23 protein-coding genes are annotated in these 22,045 nt (G+C 60.3%); 12 read left to right on the forward strand and 11 right to left on the reverse strand.

Features of this window, described 5'->3' with window-relative positions; genetic code table 11:
• Positions 1-26: 26 nt before the first annotated feature.
• Positions 27-494 carry a DUF5812 family protein gene (locus G9C82_RS06940; RefSeq protein ID WP_058992799.1) on the reverse strand — a complete coding sequence of 156 codons (468 nt, stop codon included), beginning with the start codon at positions 492-494 and terminating at the stop codon, positions 27-29.
• A 95-nt stretch (positions 495-589) separates the two neighbouring features.
• Positions 590-1,135 (reverse strand): hypothetical protein, encoded by a 546-nt coding sequence (locus G9C82_RS06945; protein WP_007189193.1) that lies wholly within the window; start codon positions 1,133-1,135, stop codon positions 590-592.
• 122 nt (positions 1,136-1,257) lie between these two features.
• Between G9C82_RS06945 and G9C82_RS06950 the strand changes: the two genes are divergently transcribed.
• From G9C82_RS06950 to G9C82_RS06960, 3 genes are read left to right on the forward strand one after another with little or no spacing between them, the layout of a single operon-like run.
• Positions 1,258-2,568 carry a glucose-6-phosphate isomerase gene (locus tag G9C82_RS06950; protein WP_127013700.1) on the forward strand — a complete coding sequence of 437 codons (1,311 nt, stop codon included), beginning with the start codon at positions 1,258-1,260 and terminating at the stop codon, positions 2,566-2,568.
• A gap of 23 nt (positions 2,569-2,591) precedes the next feature.
• Positions 2,592-3,734, forward strand: a complete 1,143-nt coding sequence (locus G9C82_RS06955; protein ID WP_127013701.1) for a CPBP family intramembrane glutamic endopeptidase — start codon at positions 2,592-2,594, stop codon at positions 3,732-3,734.
• 56 nt (positions 3,735-3,790) lie between these two features.
• The gene (locus tag G9C82_RS06960; protein ID WP_121303846.1) at positions 3,791-3,937 is read left to right on the forward strand and encodes a CopG family transcriptional regulator; all 147 of its coding nucleotides are present in this window, start codon (positions 3,791-3,793) and stop codon (positions 3,935-3,937) included.
• Here the strand turns inward: G9C82_RS06960 and G9C82_RS06965 are convergent.
• On the reverse strand, positions 3,934-4,392 hold the full coding sequence (locus G9C82_RS06965; RefSeq protein ID WP_127013702.1) for an NOB1 family endonuclease: 459 nt from the start codon (positions 4,390-4,392) through the stop codon (positions 3,934-3,936). The genes G9C82_RS06960 and G9C82_RS06965 overlap by 4 nt on opposite strands.
• Positions 4,393-4,632, reverse strand: coding sequence for a PRC-barrel domain-containing protein (locus G9C82_RS06970; RefSeq protein ID WP_004518435.1), 240 nt, complete (start codon positions 4,630-4,632; stop codon positions 4,393-4,395).
• 197 nt (positions 4,633-4,829) lie between these two features.
• Between G9C82_RS06970 and G9C82_RS06975 the strand changes: the two genes are divergently transcribed.
• The gene (locus G9C82_RS06975) at positions 4,830-5,384 is read left to right on the forward strand and encodes a plastocyanin/azurin family copper-binding protein (protein WP_011224668.1); all 555 of its coding nucleotides are present in this window, start codon (positions 4,830-4,832) and stop codon (positions 5,382-5,384) included.
• Positions 5,385-5,478: 94 nt separating this feature from the next.
• Positions 5,479-7,284, forward strand: coding sequence for a translation initiation factor IF-2 (gene infB, locus G9C82_RS06980; protein ID WP_127013703.1), 1,806 nt, complete (start codon positions 5,479-5,481; stop codon positions 7,282-7,284).
• Between the two features lie 272 nt (positions 7,285-7,556).
• Here the strand turns inward: infB and G9C82_RS06985 are convergent, their stop codons facing one another.
• Complete coding sequence (locus tag G9C82_RS06985) at positions 7,557-9,365, reverse strand: hypothetical protein (protein ID WP_127013704.1); 1,809 nt, start codon at positions 9,363-9,365, stop codon at positions 7,557-7,559.
• Between the two features lie 177 nt (positions 9,366-9,542).
• Entirely contained in the window at positions 9,543-10,370 is an 828-nt protein-coding gene (locus G9C82_RS06990; protein WP_127013705.1) for an IS5 family transposase, read from the reverse strand.
• 189 nt (positions 10,371-10,559) lie between these two features.
• Here G9C82_RS06990 and G9C82_RS06995 point away from each other — a divergent pair, with 189 nt between their 5' ends.
• Entirely contained in the window at positions 10,560-10,754 is a 195-nt protein-coding gene (locus G9C82_RS06995) for a hypothetical protein (RefSeq protein ID WP_007189199.1), read from the forward strand.
• A 56-nt stretch (positions 10,755-10,810) separates the two neighbouring features.
• Here G9C82_RS06995 and G9C82_RS07000 read toward each other — a convergent pair whose 3' ends face one another.
• The 3 genes from G9C82_RS07000 to G9C82_RS07010 all read right to left on the reverse strand — a co-directional run bounded on the left by G9C82_RS07000 (position 10,811) and on the right by G9C82_RS07010 (position 12,973).
• Positions 10,811-11,164, reverse strand: coding sequence for a DUF5811 family protein (locus G9C82_RS07000; RefSeq protein WP_004593952.1), 354 nt, complete (start codon positions 11,162-11,164; stop codon positions 10,811-10,813).
• Positions 11,165-11,245: 81 nt separating this feature from the next.
• On the reverse strand, positions 11,246-11,716 hold the full coding sequence (locus tag G9C82_RS07005) for a pyruvoyl-dependent arginine decarboxylase (RefSeq protein WP_011224666.1): 471 nt from the start codon (positions 11,714-11,716) through the stop codon (positions 11,246-11,248).
• A 42-nt stretch (positions 11,717-11,758) separates the two neighbouring features.
• Positions 11,759-12,973, reverse strand: coding sequence for a PQQ-binding-like beta-propeller repeat protein (locus G9C82_RS07010; RefSeq protein ID WP_127013706.1), 1,215 nt, complete (start codon positions 12,971-12,973; stop codon positions 11,759-11,761).
• Between the two features lie 362 nt (positions 12,974-13,335).
• Between G9C82_RS07010 and G9C82_RS07015 the strand changes: the two genes are divergently transcribed.
• The 6 genes from G9C82_RS07015 to glpR all read left to right on the forward strand — a co-directional run bounded on the left by G9C82_RS07015 (position 13,336) and on the right by glpR (position 18,840).
• Complete coding sequence (locus G9C82_RS07015) at positions 13,336-14,676, forward strand: substrate-binding domain-containing protein (protein ID WP_127013707.1); 1,341 nt, start codon at positions 13,336-13,338, stop codon at positions 14,674-14,676.
• A 26-nt stretch (positions 14,677-14,702) separates the two neighbouring features.
• The gene (locus G9C82_RS07020) at positions 14,703-15,641 is read left to right on the forward strand and encodes a carbohydrate ABC transporter permease (protein ID WP_004964473.1); all 939 of its coding nucleotides are present in this window, start codon (positions 14,703-14,705) and stop codon (positions 15,639-15,641) included.
• On the forward strand, positions 15,638-16,558 hold the full coding sequence (locus G9C82_RS07025) for a carbohydrate ABC transporter permease (RefSeq protein WP_004964475.1): 921 nt from the start codon (positions 15,638-15,640) through the stop codon (positions 16,556-16,558). The genes G9C82_RS07020 and G9C82_RS07025 overlap by 4 nt, the downstream gene beginning before the upstream one ends.
• A gap of 6 nt (positions 16,559-16,564) precedes the next feature.
• Positions 16,565-17,695 (forward strand): ABC transporter ATP-binding protein, encoded by a 1,131-nt coding sequence (locus tag G9C82_RS07030; RefSeq protein ID WP_004964477.1) that lies wholly within the window; start codon positions 16,565-16,567, stop codon positions 17,693-17,695.
• 2 nt (positions 17,696-17,697) lie between these two features.
• On the forward strand, positions 17,698-17,871 hold the full coding sequence (locus tag G9C82_RS07035) for a hypothetical protein (RefSeq protein WP_004964478.1): 174 nt from the start codon (positions 17,698-17,700) through the stop codon (positions 17,869-17,871).
• 201 nt (positions 17,872-18,072) lie between these two features.
• Complete coding sequence (gene glpR / locus G9C82_RS07040; RefSeq protein WP_004964479.1) at positions 18,073-18,840, forward strand: HTH-type transcriptional regulator GlpR; 768 nt, start codon at positions 18,073-18,075, stop codon at positions 18,838-18,840.
• A 35-nt stretch (positions 18,841-18,875) separates the two neighbouring features.
• On the opposite strand, the gene G9C82_RS07045 is transcribed toward glpR, so the two are convergent.
• Positions 18,876-20,096, reverse strand: a complete 1,221-nt coding sequence (locus tag G9C82_RS07045) for a proteasome-activating nucleotidase (protein ID WP_004964481.1) — start codon at positions 20,094-20,096, stop codon at positions 18,876-18,878.
• A gap of 148 nt (positions 20,097-20,244) precedes the next feature.
• On the reverse strand, positions 20,245-22,035 hold the full coding sequence (gene pepF, locus G9C82_RS07050; protein WP_127013708.1) for an oligoendopeptidase F: 1,791 nt from the start codon (positions 22,033-22,035) through the stop codon (positions 20,245-20,247).
• Positions 22,036-22,045 lie beyond the last annotated feature (10 nt).

The following is a 22,045-nucleotide window of genomic DNA, read 5'->3' on the forward strand; positions in this document are numbered from 1 at the left end:
GAAGTCGAGGCGAGTGAGAGAACGCGTCAGTCCGGCAAGTAGCGCACGCTGACAACGCCCGCTGCGGTCCGAACCTCGACACGGTCGACGCCGAGCCTGGCCGCCCGCGAGAGGGTCGCCTCGTCCTCGACGACATCCGTTGCGGCCTCGGCCGTCTCGTCTTCCGGGACCGTGAGGACGTGTACCTCGCCCTCACCAGCGCGTTCGACCGTCGTTAGCTCGCCGGGGGCCTGCTCGGCCGCGATTTCGGTCGTCTGTGCCGTCGGCGCGAGGTCGACCGTCTCGACGGGAATTGTGCGCCGCTCGGCGACCTCGGTGACGGTGTAGGTGACCTCCATCGGCGGCTCCGGTTCGACTGTTCCCTCCACTACTTCGCCGGCCTCAACGCCGGGATTGTCAGACAGTGTCAGCACCTGTGAGTCTGCGACGTTCCGAAGCGTCGCCGACCCGTCGTCGGCGTTCGTGACAAGAAATGTCCCTTCAATCGCTGTCATGGACACACGTTCGTGGCGGGCGTTCTTGCCCGTTTCGACCCGGGAACGGGCTGGAGTGGTATGCCGTAAGAGTGGACAGCCGTGGACTGGCGGTGCTACTTCAGCAGCCGGTGAGTCAGATATATCCCCAGCGTCGCGAGCATCGGCGGGACGACGCCGGCAATCGGCGGCAACGAGTAGAAGAAGCCGACGACAGCGCTCTGTGTCGGCTCTCGAAGCTCCGCCGGAGCGGAGGTCAACAGCGCGAGATATATCGACCCGATGAACAGAAACGCCGAAAGGGCGAGGGCGCGGTCGTAGGCGACCGAGGATGCGGTCCGTCGATGGCGGCGCGCGACGGAGAGCACTGGAGCCAGCAGCGGCGCGACGAGCAACAGCCCGACGAACAGGAAGAAGCTCCGCGAAAAGGTGAACGTGCCGCCGCGGACGCTCCCGGTTTCGGCGAGTTGCGTTATCAGTCCGAACGAGAACACGAGCGTAATCGCCACAGACAGCAACAGCGCAACCGGGACGTAGGCTTTGAACAGCAACGAGTCAGTGGCCCGGAACGCGTACGGGAATGCGCCGGGGAGCCCGTTGTACGGTTCGGGCTTGTCGTCGGCATCGGCTGTGACGGACTGCTCTGCCGTCGCGTCTGTCATACCTGATCCTTAGGCAAGCGCGTGGTTAAGCGCGGTGTTGTCTGGCCAGCGGTGACAACGGAGCCACGTCTGCTGCCATGCCGTCCGGGAGTTGTTTGTACCCGCCCATCGACATCCCCAGTATGCACGTCGATATCGGAGCCGCGCTTGCCAGTGCCGCCGACCCGGGCGTCGAGCGTGCGACGCTTGACGACTTGGACGAGCAGGTGGCCGTGGCCCACGAGCGAATCGAGCAGGGTCGGAACAAGGGCGAGTTCGGCTACGCCTCGCTGAACCTCCCCGAAGCAACCGATGCCGAGACCATCCACGACGCCGTCGCGCCGGTGGCCGACGCCGAATCGGTCATCACCGTCGGCATCGGTGGCTCCGCGCTGGGAGCGAAAACCATCACAGAGGCGCTGGCTGAGGACCCGGGCAGTCACGTCGTGCTGGACAACGTCGACCCGGAGCACGTCCGGCGGACGCTCGCTGGCCTCTCACTCGCCGACACGGCCATCAACGTCGTCTCGCGTTCGGGGACGACGGCGGAGACGCTGGCAAACTTCCTCGTCGTCCGCGAGGCCTACGAGGACCGCGGCGTCGACTGGACCGAGCGAATCGTCGTCACGACGGGCGAGTCCGGCCCGCTCCGGGCGCTCGCCGATCAGCACGACCTGCCGACGCTGCCGGTCCCCGAGGGCGTTCCGGGCCGCTTCAGCGCGCTGTCGGCGGTCGGACTCGTCCCGCCAGCCATCCTCGGCATCGACATCGAGGGGCTGCTTGCCGGCGGTCAGAAGGCGGCTGACGACCTCGCGCCGTCGCTGTATGACTCGCCGGCCTACGCCTACGGCGCGATGGCCTACGCGCTGGAAGAAGCGGGCGCGACGGTCAACGCCGTCATGCCCTACGCCGAGCGCCTGGAGTCCTTCGGCGAGTGGTTCGCACAGCTCTGGGCCGAGAGCCTGGGTAAGGACGGGCGAGGCCAGACGCCGGCGCGGGCGCTTGGCGCGACCGACCAGCACTCTCAGCTCCAGCTGTACCGCGCCGGCCACCGCGACAAGGTCGTCACGTTCGTCCGACCGCGCGAGCGTGCCGACGTGTCGATTCCCGACCCGGACCACGAAGACCTGTCGTATCTCGCCGGAACTGACCTCGGCGGCCTCATTGACGCCGAGTACGAGGCGACGGTGGCGAGCCTGCCGGCGGCTGACCGGCCGGCACTGGAAGTCGAAATCGACCGTCTCGACGCCGAAAGCGTCGGCGAATTGCTGTACGCGATGGAGGCGGCTTGTGTCCTCGTCGGCGAACTCGCGGACGTGGAGACGTTCACCCAGCCGGCCGTCGAGTGGGGCAAAAACGCCACGCGGGCGCTCATCCGCGGCGAAGCGACGGACGAGACGGCGGTCATCGACGAGCGCGAGCGACTGCGTATCGGCGAAACGGAGTCCCTTTAGGCCGGCGCAACGGACTGCCGATAATGGACGATACCGCCGCGAACTGGGGTGTTCTCGCCGCTGGCCTCGGTCTCGTCGTACTCGTCGCCACAGAAACCGGCATCGCTGGCTGGATGACACCGGCGACGACTGTCGGCCCGGTCACCGCCCGACAGGTCGCCGCCGCCGGCTTCGTCGTCGCCGCGCTCGCCTTCTCGCTTGTTCGTCACGGCGCACTCGACGGCAGACAGGCGGGTCTGGGCGCAGCAGGCGCGAGCATCGTCACAACCCTCGCCACGCTCGTCGCCTTCTTCGGGCCGGAGTTCCGTGCTGGCGTTGCGGCGACCGTCGGCATCGCGGTCTATCTCACAGTGCTGGCCGGGGGTCTGACGGTTGCGCTGGGCTGGGCGCTGGCGACCGGCATCCCGAACGACCGGCTGTACACGGTCGCCAGAGCGCTCTCGGTCGCAACGGGAATCGGGCTGGCCGGCTTCCTCGTGGGCACGGTGTTCGCCCAGTTCGTCGTTCTCGGGGTCGCGGCCGCAGGGCTTGTCAGCGCCACGGCGCTGGAAGGCGGGACTGTCACCGGCCCCGCGTATGTCACGCTCACTATCGGCATCGGCGTCGGATTCATCGGTTTCGGGGCGGCCGTCGCCAGCCGGCTAGACCGTACTTGGACCGACCTAGACCTGCAGCGCCCCGGTCTCCGTGACATCGGCTACAGCGTCGGCGGCGTCGTCGTCCTCATGGTCGCGCTGTTTGGCTTCAGTTACCTCATTCAGGCGCTCGGGCTCGAAGCGGCCCGGAGCAGCGTCGAGGAACTGGCCCGCGAGGACCCGTCATTCCTGCTCGTGATGGTCCCACTCGCGTTTCTGACTATCGCGCCGAGCGAGGAGTTTATTTACCGGAACCTCATCCAGAAGTACCTCTACGACGATTTCGGTGAATTCCAGGCGATTATACTCACCAGCGCCGTTTTCGGTGTCGTCCACTTCGGACAGTACGCCGCCGGGACGCCGACACAGACCGTCCTCTCGCTACTGCTAGTGTTCGTCCTCTCGACGCTGCTGGGCCTGAGCTATCTCAAGACCGAGAACCTGCTCGTGCCCATCTTTATTCACGGGGCGTTCAACGCAATCCAGTTTCTCACATTGTACATCGAGATTACAGGAAATCCGGCGATCTGAGCTGTCTGACTGCTGTCTGACGGGTGTTTATGCGACCTACTGTTGTATGCGATGACATGGCTCGGCGGTTCACTATCGTCTGTGATGACGACCAAGCGCGGAGTGTCGAAACGCTTGCGCGGCGCTACGGCATCACAGAGGCGGAAGTGCTGTCGCAGCTAGTCGAGCTCGGGCTCAACGCCCGGGACGAACAGACCGTCTAAGCCGGGTTTTTCCGCGAGAGCGAACTCCCACAGATGGGACAGCGGTCGCGGTTCTCGTCGAACTCGCGGCCACAGCCAGCACACTGGAACAGCCACTCCCGCTGTTCGGAGATCCCCTCACGGGCGATAACTTCGACCGCCACATCGAGTTTCTCCGCGACGTTTTGCATCGCGTAATCGTCCGTGACGAGGCGGCTGTCGAGTTCGAACGCGGCCGCAATCAGCCGGGTATCGGTTGCCGAGAGCTCCGCAAGATCACCGGTCTCGCTGGCAGCGCGCTCGATGCGCTCAACAGTGTTGTCCTCGGGAATGTGAAGGTGCATCCCAGAGCCTTCGAGCGCGTCGAAGCGATAGGCGGCCTCGTCCTCCAGTTCTTCTCTGACGAGTGGAATCGTTGCTATCTGCTCGTCGGTGTGATACTCGTTGATAAATGCCGAGGAGTCAAGAACGTACATCTAGCGTTTAACGATCATGTGGTCTTTCACTGCCTTGACCCGCTCAACCGGGACAAGCAGGCGGCCCTGGTCGCTGTACTCGAAGTTTGTGTTACGGAGCGACTCCGCGGGGTCGATAACGAGGTTGTGCAGCGCGCCCGAGGAGAAGTCCATCGTGATGTTGTAGAGACTGCCGATCTCCGCGCCATCAGTCCCCATCACGTCTTTCCCCGACAGGTTTTCTGCGAGTATTGCAGCCATACCCCCTTGTTCCGAACGAGGTTACATAAACGCCACGGGGATATCCGACGAAAGAACGATGGTCGCCGACAGCGACAGTCACGGATAGAAACGCTGGGTAAGCAAGTGTTGAGAGTCCCAGTGGAGTCGTTCTGTGACCGGGATCGCACAGTCACAGTAGGCAGCAGCCCTAAGCGGCAGGCATCCTACGAGTACGCATGGACCGGAACAGGCGTCAGTTTCTCGGCGCGCTCACGGCCGTCGTTACCGGGACTATCGCGGGCTGCAGTGGTGGCGACAGCGGTGAATCATCCCCAACAGCGACGGCCACCGCTACGCAAGTATCAACCCGTACTGCGACAGCAACGCCGACTGATTCGGTGACGACGTCGACGGAGACCGCAACCCCAACCGAAACACCAACACCGACTGAGACTGCCACTTCGACCGAAACGCCGGCCTCCACTGGAACGTCGGTGGACGCCGAACAGGAGGTCGCCGTCGCGCCGGGAAGCTTCAGTTTCGCCCCGGAAACGTTCGAGGTCCCCGCTGGAAGCACCGTGCTGTGGGTCTGGGAGGCCGGCGGCCACAACGTCAAATCGACCGCGACGCCGGAAGGCAGCGACTGGACGGGGACGCCCGGAGACGACGGAAAGACGTACAGTTCCGGCTACGAGTACGCCTACACGTTTGAGGTCCCCGGAGAGTACGAGTACCACTGCGTCCCTCACCAGAGCATCGGCATGACAGGGTCGTTCACTGTAACCGAGTGACGCCCGCTTAGCCCCACGTTCGGTTGCGTGCGTTTGATGACGACGAACTTAACTGCCACCGACGACTCGGTTCTGACAACTTCTGGAGCCATCTATGTCTGACACGGACCCCACAACAGCCACCGACGACACCCTGCGGACGCCCATCGTCGCCGTTCTGGGCCACGTCGACCACGGGAAGACGAGCCTGCTCGACAAGATCCGCGGTTCGGCCGTCACCGCCGGCGAATCGGGCGCGATTACACAGCACATCGGCGCGACAGCCGTCCCGCTTGACGTGATTTCCGAGATTGCTGGTGACCTAGTCGACCCGACGGACTTCGACCTGCCCGGCCTGCTGTTCATTGACACGCCGGGCCACCACTCCTTCTCGACGCTCCGTTCCCGCGGTGGCGCGCTCGCCGACATCGCCATCCTCGTCGTCGATGTCAACGACGGCTTCCAGCCCCAGACGCTGGAGGCCATCGACATCCTCAAGCGAACCCAGACGCCGTTTATCGTCGCCGCAAACAAGATTGACACCGTCCCCGGCTGGAACCCTAACGAGGGGCAACCGGTCCAGCAGACGATGGACGCACAGTCCGACCGCGTGCAGACCGACCTCAACGAGAAGCTGTACGAGATTATCGGCGAACTCTCGGACAACGGCTTCTCCGCGGATATGTACTGGCGCGTCCAGAACTTCCAGGCCAACATCGGCGTCGTGCCGGTCTCGGCCGAAACGAGCGAGGGCATCCCTGACCTGCTGACGGTGATGATGGGGCTGTCCCAGCGCTACATGAAAGAGGAGATGGAAATCGACACCAGCGGTCCCGGTGTTGGGACTGTCCTCGAAGTGAAAGACACCCAGGGGTTCGGGACGACGCTCGACGCCATCATCTACGACGGGACCATCCGCAACGACGATACCATCGTCGTCGGGGGGCTGCAAGGGCCGATCATCACTGACGTGCGTGCGCTGCTTCGGCCACGCCCGCTCGAAGAGATCCGGACCGAACAGGAGTTCGAGCAGGTCGACGAGGTCGCCGCCGCCGACGGTGTCAAAATCGCCGCGCCGGAACTCGGCGATGCGATGGCCGGCGCGCCGATCCGCGTCATCCGCGACCGCGACCGAAGCGAGGTCATCGCCGAGGTGGAGGAGGAACTCGCCGAAATCGAAGTGACGACACAGGAAGAAGGGGTCGTCATCAAGGCCGACACGCTCGGGTCGCTGGAGGCCCTCTCCAGTACGCTCGAAGAGGAAGAAATCCCGGTGATGCGGGCCGAGGTCGGCGCGGTCGCACCGCGGGACGTGCGAGTCGCCGAAACGGCCGGCGAGTCGACCAATCAGGCGATTCTGGCGTTCAGCGTCGACGTGCTCGACGACGCGCGGGACCTCGCCGAACAGGAGGACGTGAAACTGTTCGAGGACGACGTCATCTACCAGCTCGTCGAGTCCTACGACGACCACGTCACCGCCATCGAGGAGGCCCAGCAGGAGCAGATTCTGGAGAACATCACCCGCCCGGCGAAGTTCCGGATTCTGCAGGACCACACCTTCCGCCAGTCCGACCCGGCCGTCGTCGGCGTCGAAATCCTCTCAGGTGAACTCCGTCGGAACGTCAACGTCGTCAGGTGGGAGAACGGCGAGGCGAACCGCGTCGGGACCCTCAAAACGATTCAGGATGAGGGCGAAGACGTTGACTCGGCCCGCGCCGGTGAGCGCATGGCTGTCTCCATTCAGGGGCCGACCGTCGGCCGCCAAGTCGAGGAAGGCGACGACCTCTGGGTCGAAATCCCCGAAAAGCACGCAAAGATTCTCGAACAGGAACTCAAGGAAGACATCTCCGTCGACGAGCGCGAGGCGCTGTCGATGTATCTGGAGAAACACCGGAACCGCGACCCCTTCTGGGGGAAGTGAGTCCCTGCTCAGAAACGACTCTGTATCTATTATTTGGCGGGTTCCGCCTGACGTTTCAGAGTGGTCCGGAGCTATTACTGAGTCGCAATTACGGTTGACAGAGAATTATCAGTTGTGCTGTTTCTTTGTGGATGTGTTACAGTCGTCTGAACTCCAAAAAGATGTATCAAAAGTATTGTTACACGGATGTTCAAGTGAAGTTGACGAGCGACCAACACTACAAACAATACGAGACAGCATACACGAACTGTTTGAGATATAGCGTAGCGTCTCTATTCTGACTCGAATCGATATAGCGGATTATCGTCAAACACTTTGATTATCCCCTCATTTTCGGTTCGGTCAACTTTAATCTCACCATCGATATCTGGTTCATCGGCTTCATTTAATCGAATGTGTGTTGTCAGTTGAAGAGGGTCTCCATTTGACCAAGCTGCGAGATACTGCGTGTCAGCAATCGAACCTCGGATAAATCCAATCGATGAAAACCCTTCTGTACATTCAACATTCCAATAATCATATGAAATTTTATCACTAGAATGCGGTGTGTCTGGACCTTCATACCCTAATGCGTTAGGGCTTCGGTTTCTCCTCAAGTCTGGCATATCTAATCCACCCCACCCTGTGAACAAGTGTTTTACACGCCCACTTACATATACCCACGGAAGTACTGGTTCAGCATCAACAAGCCAATAGCCAATACCTGCGAATAGAATAGATGCTGTCACACAGTCTGCACCCTCCGTGTTCTCGACACCTTCTGTTCCATTCTTGAACAGTTCGATAATGCTTTCTTCTGGTGAATTGTGGTATCTACCAAGAGTCCATTTATATGGGAGTGCATCGCCAACAAATGCTTTCAATACTGTTAGCTTGTGGTAGTCAGGGGTTTCAAGCGATGATAGATAGTGTTTGTTTTCGAATGCTTCTTCGATTTTGCGTGCCCAACGTTTACTTACTGCTCGCCCAACTGCGAACCGTAGCGGATTTGCACCAACAAATTCATTAGGGCTTCTATCTGGAAAAACAGCGGCTTCTAGTAGTTGCACTACTGCATCATCTGATTCTTGAGCAACTGGCTCAGAAATATTGCCTACAGTCACATTACTTCCGTAGTTCGTTTTATGAGGAATTTCTTTTTGACGAGCGCCCCCATCACCAATACTCCATTCTGTATCAGGAACCGCAATTCTCATAGTAGACGGTGAATTGAAGTATACTGCTTCTAAATACTCAATCTCTGACATTCGAACGGTAAAGACGGTCCAATCATAATATGGCCCTTGTACTTCATCGTCATCGTCAACATAAAACGCAGTAGTGAATATTGGTGTACGAACAAGAGCTGTGATTTCGATGTTCTTGAGGTCAAACCAATCGTCACCGTCTACATCCGTTTCAGAATACTCTGATTTGTCAAGTTTTGGAACATTAAATGGTGACTCGTCTGGTTCATTATACCAGAGTTCAACTTTTTGTTTTGGAGTGGTATCACTGTCCCATGTTTCTCTTGATGCAAACTTTGGCCCGAGCGAGCGAATTTCTGTTGTTCCTCGGGCTTTATTTTCAAACATCATGATTGCTTCGTGAGTTCTGTGGACTTCCTGTGCCTCACCGTCATCAATCGCTATTTCAAAAATCAACTCCTGAGGCGTGTTCAGATACCCGTCAAAATATTCATTTGCGTCTTCAAATCTCGCTTTTGCTCCATAGACTTGAGGAAATGCTTGGTATTCTTCTCTTGCAAGTGGTCGTCGATCGTCGTCATCTGCTACTGGGGCGTTTGAATATATATCGACTCTAAATGTATCTGGGTCATAATCTTTGATTCCGAATAATTTGAACCTGATAGTATCCAAGGATACCTCAACCAGATTGACCTGAATATCTAATTGTTGATCTTCTTCAGGTGGTGGCGTGGAGTCAGTGCCATCTAGTGACTCATCTTGATTGAATGCGTTACAGCCTGCAAGTCCAGTTGCTACACCTGCGGCCCCTGCTGCAAGGATTTCTCGCCGTGAAACACAATACGAATACCTGACCCCATCAGGTTCGGACGAGCCGTCCAAATCGTCAGTCATTAACAATTCAGCGTTCTGAGTAATAAAAACTGTTTGGGAGGTAAATGGTCACCAGCTGTGGGATACGACTTATTTCCATTCAAGAGCGATTGACACCGCTGGAGTGACCATCTGGTGCTGGTGATGGTTCTGTTATACAAATTTGGGCCGTGGTGAATCACCAGACGTAGCTTGATTTCACTGGTTTAGCGATTGCTTGATGTTGTGAACCGCACACATCAGGACGAGTTCACGAAATTCACCGTACCAGGTTCGCGCACGCACGGTGTCGCCGAGCGTACGCTTGATCGTGGAGAAAACAGTCTCACACATCGCTCTCTGGCGGTATCGAGGCCCATCGATCCACGCGTTGTGCGCGTGATCGATGGGCCGGAACTCACGATGTTTGATCAGCGGTCTTACGCCCTCTTCGCGGAGTTTGTCGCGTAAACCTATCCAGTCGTAGCCTTTGTCTGCAGCGAGGCTGGCGAGGTCGCCCGCGTTGCGGAGGGCGACCTGCCAGCCGAGCTGCGTGTCGTGGCGTTTCTCAGTCGTACAGTGAACGTCTAGAATGGCTTGGCTTTCTGTGTCGACAAGAGCTGTCGCTTTGAGCGTCTGAACCCGGTAATTCGTCCGCCGATAGTAGTGTTTGCTAGCATTTTCCCGGTCGAAAAACGTCGCGTCGATAGCGGCATGATCGGATGGCTCGTGCTCCTGCGCCGACAGGCGCAGCAGCACTCGCCAGAGTGCTGTCTTGATTCTGTCAAACCACTTGACTAGCGTCGAGTGATCGGGGAGATCGGCCGCGTCGAGGCCGATATCCCCGAGTATTTGTGGCATCTCGCTCAACAAATCAAGTGCGTCTCGGTAGGATTTTTCTAGGTAAACCCGCAGACAGTGCAGTGACACTACCGCATACTCGGCGAAGCCGCCACCCTCTTCGGGGGCGGCGACTTCGCCTCGCTCACCAACAGCATTTTTAGCTAACTGGACCGCTTTCTTCGTGAAGCGGGAGATCTTCGACATGGATCATCGGCGGTTTCCCGCTTCAACTTCCTAGTTCTGACGGTCGAAGCCGACGCTGTCCAGCGATTCACCAGAGCCCAAATTTGGTAGAATCAGAAGATTAATTCTGGGGCAAATAGGCGGTACTCGGTGCGCTGTTTGCGCGAGTAATAATATTTAATTAGGAGGAGTGTCTCCATACAGACACGAATGCCTGGGTCCCTGTCGATGCCTGACCTCGTGCTTGCCAGCATCGCCCTCTCGATGCTACTGGCGTCGCTCGGTGCCGTGGTTACTTCGCTTAGCTTCGTCACGGCGCTGAGTGCCGGCAGCCTCCCAGCGACCGGCTCCATCGGCTACGCGCTGTTTTATGACCCGCCGGTCACCAGCGGCGGTCACGACTGATAGCAACGACTACGCGTCACCACGGCTGTTCTGCAGAAAACTGAGAGCAGCGACTGTTACTGCGCTGTCGGCGACGTGTCGTCGCCCATCACTTGCTTGACCTGCAGGGCGGCGGAGGCGGCGATGCCCTGCGCGAGGTCGTCGCGCTCGGCATCGGAGATGCTCGCGCTTTCCGGGTCTTCCGGCGTGTAGTCAGCGCTGACGACCGACCCGACCGGAGGCTGGACTGCGATTGTGGCCCGTGGGCCCGTCGTGCTGTTACTGATTTCCGAGCCGACGACGAACTCGCCGGGCAGGAGTTCGCGGGTCCGGGCGGCGACGCTCGAGAGGTCCCGGCGGAGGTTCTCGCGCTGTTCCGCGGTCAGCGTCACTTCTTCCGTCTCCCCACCAAACGACGTATTACCGTACATGAACGTTCTCTGTCTCTATGGGGGGGAGCACTAAAAACCCAGTGTCGAGCACAGTTCTGACCGGCACCGTCGGCACACGCACTACACGACGGGGTGGCTCTCGCCGTAGGTGGCGAGAACGACGGCACTGGCGTACTCGGCGTCGTCGGACGCCGATTCAACGTAGACGTTCTCCTCGACGAACTCCCAGTCCCGGAGGTCCCGACCAGCGGCCAGCCCCTCACGGATTTCCATCCGGACCGCATCCTCGCTGGTGCCGTCGACCTCGTAGAAGATACCCGGCCCGTCCTCGCTACGGGCCCAGCCGATGCCCGCCGCGCCGCGTTCACCCGGTGCGACGGTCGCCGAGGACTGGACGACCTCTAGCGCTTCGCCGGGCGGCCCCAGATCCGGCGCTGTCTCAGTCACCTCGATAGTCGGTTCGGCAGGAATGACCGACGAGAGCGAGATGAGGTTGTAGTTGTGGACGCCCGCCTCGGCGAGTGCCGCGTCGTATGCGGCCAGCGCGGTCGGGCCGGTCGCAGTCCCCCATACGACCCGAATGGTACTCATAGGCGAGAGTCGACGGTCCGTGGTGTAAGGGGTTTCGCTTCGTTATGCCGGAACGAGTCCGTAGCACATCCCCGGGCGGTCGGGGTCGCCGTCGACAGCGCGTTCTGTGTAGTAGATGCCATCAGCGGTCACCAGCGGCGCACTCGTCACGTGGCCGCGGTTCTCAATGGTCCAGGCCACCGCACCCGAGTCTCGCTCCAGTGCGTACAGCCGCCCGTTGTAGGACCCGACGAGTACGTGGTCCCGGGTGGCGACGACGCTCCCGATAATCCATCCGCCGGTGTCGTACCGCCACTGCTCCTCGCCGCTTTCGAGGTCGAGTGCGTACACCCGGTCGTCGTGGCTGCCGACGTAGACGGAGCCGTCGTGGACCGCTGGCGCACACATCACGTCGGCGTCGGCTTCGAAGGTCCACCGTTCCGAACCGTCGGTCACGTCGACGGCAGTGACTGTCTCAGCCCACGACGGCACGATGGCGGTCCCATCAGCAACGGCGATGGGGGCTTTCACGTCGCCGCCAGTGTCGTAGCGCCAGACCTGTTCGAGACCCGGAAACGACCACGCGTAGCAGTAGCCGTCGTTCGAGCCAAACAGCAGGCGGCCGTGCTCGCGGTCCAGTGCCACCGTCGAGTGGGGGTGGTCGGTCGGTCGGCTGTCGCGCCACTGCACGTCGCCGGTCGCGGCGTTGACAGCGACAACGCTCCCGCTCGGAGCCGCGTGCTCGACAGCGACGTACAGCGACCCGTTGTAGTACGTCGGACTCGCGCCGATGGCATCGCCCAGGTCCGTCCGCCAGCGCCGCCGGCCGGTTTCGAGGTCCAGTGCCGACAGCGCGCCGTCGTAGGCCCCGATGTAGACGGTATCGTTGGCGATGGCCGGCGTGCCGTGGCTCCCTCGCGTCGCCTGTGTAATTGTTGTTGCCCACTGGACCTCGCCGTCCGGCGCGATGGCCCGCACGCGGCCGGTGTCGTCGGCCAGAATCAGGTCGCCAGTCGGTGCCAGCGCAGGGCTCCCTTTCGCCGCGGTGTGGTCCCCGCGGTTCGCCGGCAGTTCCCAGGCCCGCTCGATGGCGTCCGGAACGGACGTATCCTGATATCCCTGGTTCAAGAGCCCCTGTCGGAACTGCGTGGCGGCGTGTTCATCGAGCGCCGTCGATGCAATCGGATTGAACTGTGACTGACACCCCGCGACCGACCCGACTGTTGTCGCTGCGAGCGTCCCCAGAAATGCCCGCCGTGTCCGTCCGCGCTCTGTCACGGGCACCGATACCGGGCGGGGTAGCTTAAATCGCGCGGCGTTATGTGGGTTACAGGCGACCTGTGGAGTCTCGATGCAGGACCGAATGCCGGCAGTCCGATCGAGACGGTTACCAGGTCTGCACGATTCGGTGAATGGTTCGTTCAAATTATGCCCCAATTCAGGTTTGTGAGCGAAATCAATCACACAAAACAGTAGTTTCAAATTAATAAATAATATTACTATAAGATAGTTGTGCCCTCAAATACTATTTTAGACGCTAAAGAGCCAATAGAAGGGCCTGTGCTATAAACTATGATATTTATCTTCATATTTAATAACCCCCATAATTTATAATCTATGGCTGTTTCGTGAGCGATTGTATGCAAGAGAGTTCAAACCGCACTCGTCGAACGTTCATCAAAAGTGCCGGTGTCATCGGGGCAGCGGCGCTTGCTGGCTGCAGTGGCGGCTCCGATTCGAGCACCGAAGACGGCTCCGGTGGCGATAGTTCCGACGGTGAGAGTTCAGACGGTGCCACAACCGGCACTGGGTCGGAGACGATGGCAGAGGAAATCGTGTTCTACAACGCCGGGTCGCTGGAGTTCGACCCCGGAACCGAAGCCAACATTGAACGCTTCGAGGAGGAGACCGGTATCTCCGTGGAAGTCAACGAGGTTCCGTGGAGCAACCTCAAGACCAGTCTGACGACGATTTGGCGGAACCAGGACAGCACCGTCGACGCGTTCAACGGCCCGACCTGGTGGCTGGCTGACTTCGTCAGTTCCGACTGGCTCGAGCCGATCGGCCTCGGAAGCGACCACATGAGCAAGTTCCCCGACTCGCTGAACGACCTCGTCCAATTCGACGGCCAGACCTACATGGCTCCCGAATTCGGGAAGTGGGGGAGCTACCTCTACGACCAGCAGTACCTGAACGACCAGGGCTTCGACGCGCCGCCGGACACGTGGGATGAGGTCCTGAGTCAGGGCGAACAGCTATCACAGGGCGACAAATCCGGGTTCGCGTTCACCTGGGCCGGCAAGTCCGTATTCAGTTTCAAGCAGTTCCTCTACCAAGCCGGCGGCCAGCTATTCAACGACAGCTACGAGCCGGTGTTTGTCGAGGAAGGCAAAGAGGTACTGGAGTTCTTCAATGGGCTCCGTGAGCGCGGCATCATGCCTGACGGGATGTCCAGTCTCGGCGAGGGTGGCGTCGGTGACAACTTCATCGCCGGCCAGTACGCGACCGTCGAATCCTGGACGCCGCTTGGAGCCCGCGCAATTGACGAATGGGACGAGAACCGCATCGGCAGCGCCAAGCCACCGAAGGGGCCGGAAAGCCGTGCAACGTTCCAGGACACGAACGGCATCAGCGTCTCTGCGTTCTCCGAGCGGAAGGACGCAGCCAAGGAGTTCGCCCGCTTCATGACGACACGCGAGTCGTCCAAGAACAACATGCTCGTCGAAGGGAACCCAGCTGTCGTTCCGGAGGTGTACGAAGACGACGAGGTACAAAGCGAGTACCCGTCCTGGCTGCTCGAAGACATGCGGTTCAACCTCGAAAACGCACAGAGCGAGACGTACATGGCACAGCCACAGGTCGACGACTACCTGAACGAGCAGCTCACGCCGGCACTGCTGGGTAACAAAGACCCCGAAGCGGCACTCAACGACGCCTACAGCAACATCGAGCGTCTCTACCAGGACATCGGCCTGCTCTGAGTGACGCGGGTCAGGATCTATATATTATGTCAATCGAAAAGAGCCCACTGCGTCGCAAACTCGACAAGCTGTTCGTCCCGTTAACCGTTGGGCCGACGCTGCTGTGGATCGCCGCAATAATCGTTTATCCGACCGCAAAACTGTTTCTCAGCAGCTTCCAGTTCCGGAACCCGATAACGAACGAGATGGAGTTCGTCGGCCTCCGGAACTTCCGGCGGCTGATTTTCGCGCGGGAAGGGGGCGAAGCCGCCCTCGGCGTGTTCAGTCCCAGTTTCGTTTCGATTACCACCAATACAGTCATCTACGTCGGTTTCAGCGTCTCTATCTCGTTCCTGCTCGGCCTTGGCATCGCGCTGTTGCTCGATAAGGACCTGAAAGGGCGGGGCTGGTTCCGGACGGCGGTCATCGTTCCGTGGATTCTTCCCTACGTGATGAGCGGGCTGATGTGGCGCTGGATGTTCCAGTCCGACTTCGGCGCGATCAACGGCGCGCTCCAGCGACTCGGTGTCATCTCCGGCAACATCCCGTTCCTCTCGGATGGCGCACTCGCCATGATGGCGCTTATCATCGCCGACGTCTGGGTGTTCACCCCCTTCATCATCATCATCCTGCTCGCAGGCCTGCAGAACGTCCCCGAGCAGCTGTACGACGCCGCCGAAGTCGATGGCGCGAGTCGGTGGTCCCGGTTCTGGAACGTCACGTATCCGTTCCTGAAACCATCGATACTGGTCGCGCTGACTATCCGTATCATCTTCGACATCCGGGCGCTGGATCTGGTCTGGGTGATGACACAGGGCGGCCCTGGGAAGGCGACTGAGGTATGGGCCTCCTGGCTGTACCGGACCGCACAGGTATTCAACGAACCCGGGACCGGCGCTGCACTTGGGGTCGTCCTACTGGCCGTGACCTTCGCCATCGTGGCCAGTCTGTACAAGATATTCGGCGAATCACCCTACGAAGCATGAGCACGAAGAAATCACCACTCAACCGACTACGTCGGTCGCTGGGACTGGAGACACAGAACGAGTGGCCGTCCGTTGCCCGCGAGCGACTGCTGGCTTACGGACTGCTCGCCGTATACGTCCTGATCATCTGGTTCCCGATCTACTACATCTTCATTACGAGCATCAAGCCATCAAGCGAAGTGCTGTCGCTGCCGATCACCTTCCTCCCACAGAGCCCGACGGCACAGAACTACGTGGATATCTTCACGAACCGACCGTTCGACAACTATACAATCAACAGCATGATCGTCGCGACGACGACGACGCTCATCTGTATCACTCTGGGAACGGTCACCGGCTACAGTTTCTCCCGATATGACTTCCTGGGGAACAAGTCGCTGCTGCTGTCGATCGTCGGCGCGCGGATGATTCCACCCATCGCGCTGATCGTCCCGTTCTTCCAGATCATGTCGAACCCGCCGCTCATCGGCGGACTCACCGGGAGCCTGTACGACACGCGGCTCGCGCTCATCCTCACGTACACGTTCTTCAACCTCCCGTTTGCCGTCTGGATAATGAAGAACTACTTCGACGGTATTCCCGAATCATTGGACGAGCAGGCCCGAATCGACGGTTGTTCCCGTTGGGAAGCGTTTGTCAAAATAATCCTGCCGATGGCGAAGCCGGGCATCGCGGCCACTGCTATCCTCGCGTTCATTTTCTCGTGGAACGAGTTTGTCTTCGCGCTCGTTCTCACATCCTCGGAACAGGCCCAGACGCTTCCGATCGCGGTCTCACTGTTCGTAGCTGACGACTTCGTGGACTGGGCGCATCTGGCAGCCGGCGGGATGATTGCCGCGTTACCCGGCATCCTGTTCGGCCTGTTCTTCCAGCAGTACATCGTGAGCGGACTCACACAAGGAGCAGTCAAGGAGTAACTAACTATGGCACACGTAGAACTCACCGACCTCGTAAAGGAATTCGACGACGTTACGGCAGTTGATGGCATCTCGCTGGACATCCCCGACGAAAGTTTCACTGTCCTCGTCGGCCCGTCAGGGTGTGGGAAGACCACGACTCTGCGCCTCATCGCGGGGCTCGAACGGGCGACCGACGGTGAAATCAGAATCGGCGAGAATGTCGTCAACGACGCTCGCGCATACGAGCGGGACATCGCGATGGTGTTCCAGAACTACGCGCTGTATCCGCACAAGACGGTGCGGGACAACATGCGGTTCGGGCTGGAGCAACACGACACGGACGAAGAGATCATCACCGAACGAGTCCGAGAGACAGCGGAGCTGCTACAGATCGAAGAGTTACTGGAACGGCGGCCGTCGGAGCTATCCGGCGGTCAGCAACAGCGGGTCGCGCTGGGCCGCGCAATCGTCCGTGACCCGGCAGTGTTCCTGATGGACGAGCCACTGTCGAACTTAGACGCGAAGCTCCGCGTCCAGATGCGCGCCGAACTGAACAAACTTCACGAGGAACTCTCGACGACGACTGTCTACGTCACCCACGATCAGGTGGAGGCGATGACCCTGGCCGACCAGATCGCAGTCATGGACAACGGGCAGATACAGCAGGTCGGCGAACCGACGCACGTGTACTCGAACCCGCGGAACATGTTCGTCGCCGGATTCCTCGGCTCACCGAGCATGAACTTCCTCGAAGGCACGCTCGAAGAGTCGTCTGCCGGCAAGTTCGAACTGGACCTCGGCGGCGCTATCCACAACGTTCCCGACGAGTTCACCGATGCGCTCAGCTCGTATCTCGGAGACCGCGTGACGCTGGGCATCCGCCCGGAGAACATCGCGCTTAATCAGGACGGCGTCCCGGCGAACGTCCACCCGGCAACAGTGGAGGTCGTCGAACCGCAGGGCGAGAAGACCGTACTCGAACTCGAACTCGAAACCGGCCAGAGCATCAAGGCCGCGGTTGACCCCGACACGACGGTCGAGATGGGGGATGCGGTGAACCTCCGGTTCGACAGGGACTCGCTCCAGTATTTCGATCCCGCCACGGGCGAATCGCTCACGTACGACGCGAAGATCGAACAGCAGGCGACGATCTGACGATGGCTATGGAACTCGCCGATAGGATGGCACCCGCCGATATGCTCGTGTTCGGGACTGCGTTCGGGCTGGCAGGCCTCGCAGTCTTCAATTACGCGACCGGTGTCTACGGCGGCGCAATCGTCAGCAGTGTCGGGACAGTCGTCACGACGCTGTTTGGTGTTTTCACCGATTAGTACCGGGAGAGAGTTTTTCATGAACGTCTACATACTGAATGATATACCCCTAAACGCCATCGAGCAATCTCGCAAATCACTAGACTGTGTCGCCGGCCCTGAGAGCAGGGCCGATTCTATTGAAAGAGATGATACGAACTAACACATACATCAGTCGGAGGCCACCCTCACCTGCAGAGTCCGGGCCCGCTGTACTAGAACATGATTCCTGATGAACGACGGAAAGAAATCGTTCGACAAGTAAACAGATCGGATCGGGTCACCGTCGAAGAACTCACCGAAGAGTTCGGTGTCTCCGAGGCGACGATCCGACGAGACCTCTCGTCACTCGCAGAAGACGGGCTTATCGAACGGTTTCACGGCGGTGCCCTTCCGGCGTCGGAGAAAGACGGGTCCAGTACGGCCGATAGTATTGACAACCCAAGTGGCAAGCGGGCTATCGCTAAGCGCGCCGTCGATGAACTGAGCGACGGCGACGCCGTCTTCTTCGACACGGGGCCGACAGCGCGCGAAATAGCGAAAGCCATCCCGGAGCAGTTGTCGCTGCTTGCCGCAACGAACTCACCGGAGAGCGCGTTCGAACTCCGCGAGACTTGTGGCGAGGTCAAGGTCGTCGGCGACTCACTGCGCCAGACCTCGGACGCGCTCGTCGGTCCCAGCGCCGAGTCATACCTTCGGAAAACGAACTTCGACATCGTGTTTCTCGAAACCGATGCGGTCCAGATCGATGGCGGTCTCTCCGTCTCGAACGAAGACGAAGCGCGCATCAAGACACTGCTCTGTGAAGGCGGCCGACACGTCATTCTGGTGGCCGACGGGAGCAAACTGGACAGTCAGAGCTTCCGCGAGTTCGCGACTGTCGAGGATATTGACATGTTCATAACGGACGTGTCGCTGAGCGACGAGATGCGGGCGGTGTTCGAGCAGGCGAACGTCGCGGTGATCGACAATTTGCTGGCCGTTCCGTGATCCTGTCCCTGTCTAAAATCTGCTTTCCTCCAGCGTCAGGCGAACGCGACCGGAACGCTGCTGGCGTCGTCGTCGGCTTCGATTTTCTCTAAGGCGTCGTGGAGGTCGGCCTGCTGGACCGTTGTTCGGCCGTCGCGGATGGCGAACATCCCAGCCTCGGTCGCCAGTGAGGCCAGTTCCGCGCCGGAGAGGCCGTCAGTTTCGGTGGCAAACGCGCCCAAGTCCACGTCGTCGTCGAGGTTCATCTCCTGCGTGTGGATTTCGAGGATGCGCTCGCGGCCTTCGACATCGGGGTTCGGAACTTCGATGAGGCGGTCGAAGCGGCCAGGGCGGAGGATAGCCCGGTCGAGCATATCGAAGCGGTTCGTCGCGGCGATGATACGGATTTCCCCGCGCTCGTCGAAGCCGTCCATCTCCGAGAGCAGTTGCATCATCGTCCGCTGGACCTCGGCGTCGCCGGAGGTCTTCGACTCCGTTCGCTTGGCTGCGATGGCGTCGATCTCGTCGATGAAGATGATAGCCGGTTCGCGCTCGGCGGCAAGCTCGAACAGGTCTCGGACCAGTCGCGCGCCCTCACCAATGAACTTCCGGACCAGTTCGGAGCCGGCCATCTTGATGAACGTCGCGTCGGTCTCGTTGGCGACGGCCTTCGCCAGCATCGTTTTCCCGGTGCCGGGCGGGCCGTGTAGCAGGACACCGCTTGGCGGTTCGATACCGACCTCACGGAACTGTTCGGCGTTGACGAGCGGTTCCTCGACGGCCTCTCGGACCTCACGGATCTGTTCTTCGAGGCCGCCGATGTCCGAGTAGGAAACGTCCGGCGAGCCATCGACCTGCATCGCCTGTGCGCGGGCGTCGGTTTCGGGATCGAGGATCTGTTTGACGCCGAAAGAGTCGTTGATGGCGACGCGGTCACCGGCCTCAAGGCCGTCACGGATGGACGGCGAGACTTCCGTCAGCACTTCCTGATTGTTGCCGTGCTGTTTGACGACGACGCCGTCGTCGGTCAGCTCCTCGGCTGTCGCGATGTACAGCGACGAGGTTTTGAGCGTCTCGTTTTCCCGTTCGAGCTGGTCGACCTCGTCCGTGAGGTCGTGTTGCCGGTCACGGGCAGCGTCGAGCTGCTCAGTCAGCTGTTCGTTGACCTGTACTATCTCTTTGAAATGTTCCCGGAGTGCCTCCAGACGCTCGTCAGGCGTCATATCGGGATCAAGTTCCAACCGTGGTCGTTCCGGAAGCGAGGGACTGCGCGACATTTGGATGGTCGGTACTATACGGTTGAGACACAAAGTGCCTTCGGGTCACAGGGGGTGAAACAGTTATCCGTGTCGAGACGGGGCTGTACCGTTCAGTTAGACCGGTGGCTCGACTAGCCGGGCAGGCACCGAATAGCTACTGACCGCCCTACAGCAGCTCGGCGAACTCATCGAGGTAGTCGCTGTACGTCGAGAGCGCGGACTCGACCGGGTCCGGACTGGCCATGTCGACGCCGGCGTCGCGCAGCAGTTCCAGCGGGTACTGCCGCGACCCGCTCCGGAGGAAGTCGATATACCGCTGGGCAGCGGGCTCGCCGTCATCGAGGATGCCGTCGACAAGCGCGACGGCCGCCGAGATGCCGGTCGCGTACTGGTAGACGTAGAACGCCCGGTAGAAGTGCGGGATGCGCATCCACTCGCGGGCGATGCGGTCGTCGAGCACCGCCGGCTCGTAGTAGTCGCCTTTCAGCTCCCGGTAAAGGTCGTCAAGCCGGTCGGGCGTCAGCGGCTCACCGGCCTCAGACATCTCGTGGGTGCGGTGCTCGAACTCGGCGAACATCGTCTGGCGGTACAGCGTCGACCGGAACCGTTCGAGGTACTCGTTGAGGATGTGCCGGCGGAGGCGTTCGTCCTCGACGGTGTCAAGCAGGTGGTGGGTCAACAGCGTCTCGTTGACAGTGCTCGCGACCTCGGCGACGAATATCTCGTAGCCGGAGTAGACGAAGGGCTGCTCCTCGCTGGTGTACTCCGAGTGCATCGAGTGGCCGAGTTCATGCGCCAGCGTGTACATCGACTCCACGTCGTCCTGATAGTTCATCAGGATGAACGGCTGGGAGTCGTAGGTACCGCCGGAGTACGCGCCGGACTGCTTGTGCTCGGTCTCATAGACGTCGACCCACCGCGAGTCTAGCCCGTCGGCGAGCCGAGACTGGTAGTCATCGCCCAGTGGTGCGACAGCTTCGGTGACATACTCACAGGCCTGTTCGTACTCGATTTCCGGCGATTCCTCCTGAACGAGTGGGGTGTAAAGGTCCCACATTCGGAGTTCGTCGGCCCCGATTGACTGGCGTTTGAGGTCGGCGTGGCGGTGGAGCGTATCGAGGTTGTCGTGGACGGTGTCGACGAGCGTGTCGTACACCTCAACAGGGACGTTCGGGCCGTCCAATGCTGCCTCGCGGGCGGTGTCATAGTCGCGGGCGTTGGCCATCTTCACATCCGTCTTGACGGCGTTCTTGTAGGCCGTGCCGACGGCGTTGCGGACGGTCTCCCACTCGTCGTAGAACGCCTCGTAGACGCGCTGGCGGAAGTCGCGGTCAGGGTGTTTCTGGAGCGTCGTGAAGTTGTTGAGCGTGATCGGCTGCTGGTCGCCATCGGGGTCCTCGACGGTCGGGAACGTCATATCGGCGTTGGCCAGCATGTTGTACACCTCGCCGGGCGCGCCGGTGACCTCGCCGAGTTCGGCGAGGAGGTTCTCGACCTCGGCCGAGCGGGTGTGGTCTTTCATCCGGAGCACGTCGTCGAAGTAGTGCTCGTAGGGCTCCAGCGCCGGTTCCTCGTCGACCATCGCCTCGATGTCGTCGTATTCCAGATCCTGCAGTTCGGGGTCGAGGAACGAGGCCGCCGAACTGGCCTCCGACGAGAGTGACTGTGAGCGGGCGGTCAGTGCCTGATACGTGTCGTCGGTCGTGTCCTCGTCCCGTCGCATCCGGGCGTAGGCGGCGACGTTCGAGACGGTCCGCATCAGGTCCTCGTAGGTCTCCAGTGTCTCTAGCAGAGTCGCAGCGTCCTCGGTGGCCCGTCCCTCGTAGGCGGACAGGTCCTCGATCAGTTCCTCCGCCTCCTCGTAGGCGGCTTCCCAGTCTTCGTCGGTGGCGTAGAGGGAGTCGAGGTCCCACTTGTACGCCTCATCGATGTCGCTCCGTGCGGGTACCGAACTCATAGCCCGCTCT

It is taken from the genome of Haloarcula sp. R1-2 (genome assembly GCF_011627385.1).
In the GTDB taxonomy this organism is placed as follows: domain Archaea; phylum Halobacteriota; class Halobacteria; order Halobacteriales; family Haloarculaceae; genus Haloarcula; species Haloarcula marismortui.